The organism is Frigoribacterium sp. CFBP 13712 (assembly GCF_014842255.1).
GTDB lineage: Bacteria > Actinomycetota > Actinomycetes > Actinomycetales > Microbacteriaceae > Frigoribacterium.
The window spans coordinates 1-3,954 of the sequence record NZ_JACYVH010000017.1 but is presented as its reverse complement, the minus strand read 5'-3'; the positions used below and the strand labels follow the sequence as shown (position 1 = coordinate 3,954).

Here is a 3,954-nt window from a genome sequence, read left to right as displayed (position 1 = left end):
TGGCGCTTCTGGGTAGGACTCGTTCTGGCAGTCCCGAGGATGGCCATCCCGAGCAGGGTCAGCACGATGATGAGGGCCACTGGGGCGATGACGATCGAGAGCACAGCGCCTCCGAGAAGTAGTGATGTTTGAAGTTAGCGAACTTCGACAGCGTGGTCGAGGCCGAAGGGCGGGGCCCGATAGGGGATCCTCTATCGGACGCTAGACGCCGCGATATCGGCACCGATCAGCTCCGCATTGAGTGCTAGTGCCGCAATGGCGCCGGAGCCTGCGGCGATCGGAACGAGGGCGGTCGGGTTTGCTGCGTTACCGACGGCCCAGACGCCGGGAACGCTCGTGCGTCCCGCGACGTCGACCGACGTCCACGGGCCGAAGGGTGAATCGCTCAGTGCGGCTCCTAGTTGCTGCAGGAGTTCGTCTTGGGCGATGAGTGGTGGCTCGGCGAACACGACGTCGACGGGAATCGAGGTGCCGTTCTCGAGAGCGAGGCCTGTGAGAGTTGAACCGTCTGTGACCGTCTCTTTGACGGGAGTCGTCTCAATGCGCATGCCTCGCGCCTCGAGGAGTTCACGATCGCTGGCCGGGACTTCACCTGCGAGGGCGGTGAAGACGACGATGTCGGCGGAGTACGAGCGCAGCATGTGCGCTTTGTGCAGACCCGCGATGGAAGCGGCGAGAACGCCGATGGTTCGGTCGCGATTCTCGTATCCATCACAGTAGGGGCAGGCCACTACGCCGCGGCCCCATTGCTCGGCGAGACCGGGGATGTCCGGGAGGGCGTCTCGGGCTCCTGTTGCGAAGATCAGGTGCCGCCCGCTGACGGTGATGTTTTCAGTCGTCGTGACCTCGAATCCTTCGCTTACAGGGCGGGCAGCGCGTGCTGTGGTCTGCAGGATGACGCCACCGACTGCGCGTACTTCGCGCGCTCCATCGGCCACGAGATCCAGTGGCGAATAGCCATCACGACCCAGGACGCCATGCATATGTGCGGCATACCGATTGCGGGGGCTCTGGGCGTCGAGGACTAGGACTCGTCGCTGTGCGCGGGCGAGGATAAGGGCAGCGCTGAGCCCCGCGACACCGCCGCCGATGACGATAACGTCCCAGTGCTCCTTCGAGATGGCGGGATCGTCTCGTCCGTTGTCGAGGTCGGCGTCAGTGGTTTCTGCGGTCTTGGTCATGTACTGAGCCTCGGCCCGCACTACGCTTCTTGCAATTCAAGATGCTGATATAGCAAGAAGGTGGGTGGCGTGAGCGAGCTCGATCTGTCGATGATCGGACCCCGCATTCGGGCCTTTCGGGAGAAGCGGGGCCTGACGCTGGTCGAGCTCTCACAGTCGACAGGGGTTTCGGCGAGCACGTTGTCTCGTCTGGAGGCGGGTAAGCGGGCGCCGAATCTTGAGCTCGTGGTTCCGGTCGCGCGTGCTTTGGGTCTCGACCTCGATGACATCGTGCCAAGGGAGGTCGTCGACCCGCGAGTGGAGCAGACCGTGAAAGTCATCGACGGAGTCAGGTTCGAGACGCTCGCGGCGGCGTCGAGTCCGGTGCAGACATACAAGGTGTCTATGCCTACGCACCCTGACGGTGCCGAGGCGATTCCGGATCTGCATGTTCATGACGGGTACGAGTGGATCTACCTCCTCTCAGGGCGCCTGCGCCTTGTGATCGCGCAGAAGGAAGTCATCCTCAACGCGGGGGAGTCCGCGGAGTTCGATACGCGATTCCCGCACTGGATGACACCCCTCGAGGGCCCCGCGGAGATGTTGTCGATCTTCAGCATGGAGGGTCGCCGCATTCACATGCGGGCCCGGCCGCTGGCTGATGAGTGACGACCGGAAACGTCGTCGCTGGAGCTTCGTGCCGAAGACAGGGTGACACCGTCCCGCCGGCCGATAATTAGTCGGCTACATGGGTGCCATGTCTGGTTCTCGGGCTGGCGGTTGTGGCACGGACTGGGCCCAGACGTTCATCGACTCGAGCACAGGCCGGAGCTCCATGCCCGTCTCTGTCAGCTCATAGACGACCCGGGGCGGTATCTCGGCGTAGACCGTGCGGGTCACGAGACCGGAGGTCTCGAATTTGCGGAGGCGATTCGTGAGCGTGTGCGCGCTGATGCCGGGCAGGGCCTCCTTCAACTCGGAGAACCGAGCCGGGCCGGTCAGAAGCTCGCTCACGATCAACGTCGCCCAGGGTCCGTCGAGAAGAGTCAGGAACTTCGCGATGCCGCAGTCGGGCCAGACATCCCCACAGAAAGCCATGAACAAGGACCCTAGCCCATTAGTGCAGTTGACGTAACCGGTGCTCTCTGTGCACTAATGGCTCCCATGACCTATCTCATTCACGGCGCCACAGGCGCCCAGGGCTCGCCTGTCGTCTCCGAACTCCTCGCCGCCGGTGCATCCGTCACCGCCGCCGTCCGTGATCCCGCCTCGTACACGGGCGGCGCTACACCCGTCGCCATCGACCTCACGTCGGCCGAGTCGCTGACGAAGGCCTATGAGGGCCTCGACGGCGTTTTCGTCCACCTCACCGTCGGCTCCCCCGATATGCAGACGGCGCAGGCCGAGGCGGTCGTGGCCGCCGTCGCGGCGGCTCGACCAGCCCGGGTCGTCGTGTCGACCAGCGGGGCGCAGGTCGAGGGCACAGGCGCCGACGGTAGTCCGATGGACGTCCTTGTCCGGGGCATCGAGGCCACCGGTGTCTCCCTCGCCGTCGTCGCGCCCCGCCTGTACCTCGAGAACCTCCTCCTGCCACCGGTGACGGCCGGGATCGAGCAGGAAGGTGTCCTCCGCTACCCGATCCGCGGTGATTACGCCGTGTCATGGAGCTCGCACCTCGACGTGGCGGTCGTTGTGGCGCACCTTCTACAGGACTCCTCGGTCACTGGCGTCGTCGGCGTCGGAGCCCTTCCGGGGCTTCTTGGCACCGACCTGGCCGCGGGTTTCGCGGCCCACCGCGAGGGCGATGTTCACTTCGAGGCTCAGACCCCCGACGACTTCGCCGCGGTCATCGAGCCGCTCTTCGGCGCCGAGGGTGCCGCGCCGGTCGTCGCCTCGTACCGCTGGCGCGCGACGCAGGATGCCGAGGTGATCGACGAGGCCACCAGCGCCCAGACGCGGCTGGGGCTCCTGCCGCGCACGGTCGAGCAGTGGCTCAGCGACATTCGCTCCTGATCCGCTTGCTGCTTCGACGGCGATGATTGCTGCCCTACTGGGCGCGCCCTCAGCTGGTCAGCGGCCCCCAACTCCTCCATGCCGCGGGCAGGGCGCCTCCTCACCAGGATCGAGACGCCTGGGAGGATTTAGCTTGAGTCTGTGCGACTTCTTCCGCGGTCGTGAGGGGTCACGGAGCCAGAAAACGACATGTCTCTGCCTGTTGGAGGATCGTTCAGCGGGTCGAGGGCTACGCGGGAATCTCCAGGGCGGCGGGCTTCAGTAGGTCGAACGCCTGGTCGAGCACGGTGCCGTAGTCGACAAGTCCTTCGCGGTCGACCCACTCGGCGAGGCTAGCGTCGAGGCAGGTCAGCGGCGCGAGCGTGATCGTCCGAGCTCGAAAGCTCCGGTCGCTGACGGATTCGGGCAGGGCGTCGGCTTCGGAACGGGCGGATCTGTGCGGCATGAGTTTTCTCAGTGGTCATGCTGGTGATGCTAAGAACCATCCCGGCCAGGTCCTGTCCGCAATGACCACCGTCACTTAATCGAAGGTCCTCGTGGACGGAGAGGCGCGTGCTATCAGTCGTGCCGTCGAGCGCGAGCGCCGCGGAAGCGTCCCGATAGCCGATCGGCATCCGGCACGCTGGCGCCTACCGCACCTCGCTGAGGCTGCTGTCGAGGGTGAATTTTCGCATCACGAGAGCCAACGCGGTGGCGGTGACGGTACCGGCAGTAGCAATTACCGTCAGGGTCGTGAGTGCCCAACTGGGTTCCACTTGCTCGGGTCCGCTTGTGGTGATCC

5 protein-coding genes are annotated in these 3,954 nt (G+C 65.0%); 2 read left to right on the top strand and 3 right to left on the bottom strand.

The genetic code is table 11. The annotated features are described in order from the left end of the window. Positions 1-191: 191 nt before the first annotated feature. Positions 192-1,181: an NAD(P)/FAD-dependent oxidoreductase gene (locus IFT51_RS14695; RefSeq protein WP_192061833.1), complete on the bottom strand. Its 990-nt coding sequence runs from the start codon at positions 1,179-1,181 to the stop codon at positions 192-194. A gap of 69 nt (positions 1,182-1,250) precedes the next feature. Here IFT51_RS14695 and IFT51_RS14690 point away from each other — a divergent pair, with 69 nt between their 5' ends. Beyond that, the gene (locus IFT51_RS14690; RefSeq protein WP_371740829.1) at positions 1,251-1,829 is read left to right on the top strand and encodes a helix-turn-helix domain-containing protein; all 579 of its coding nucleotides are present in this window, start codon (positions 1,251-1,253) and stop codon (positions 1,827-1,829) included. A 75-nt stretch (positions 1,830-1,904) separates the two neighbouring features. Here IFT51_RS14690 and IFT51_RS14685 read toward each other — a convergent pair whose 3' ends face one another. Further along, a complete protein-coding gene (locus tag IFT51_RS14685; RefSeq protein ID WP_192061832.1) occupies positions 1,905-2,258 on the bottom strand; it encodes a helix-turn-helix domain-containing protein in 354 nt (117 codons plus the stop codon). Positions 2,259-2,324: 66 nt separating this feature from the next. Between IFT51_RS14685 and IFT51_RS14680 the strand changes: the two genes are divergently transcribed. Then, a complete protein-coding gene (locus IFT51_RS14680) occupies positions 2,325-3,173 on the top strand; it encodes an SDR family oxidoreductase (protein ID WP_192061831.1) in 849 nt (282 codons plus the stop codon). A 229-nt stretch (positions 3,174-3,402) separates the two neighbouring features. Here IFT51_RS14680 and IFT51_RS14675 read toward each other — a convergent pair whose 3' ends face one another. Beyond that, a complete protein-coding gene (locus IFT51_RS14675) occupies positions 3,403-3,618 on the bottom strand; it encodes a hypothetical protein (RefSeq protein WP_192061830.1) in 216 nt (71 codons plus the stop codon). Positions 3,619-3,954: the final 336 nt, after the last annotated feature.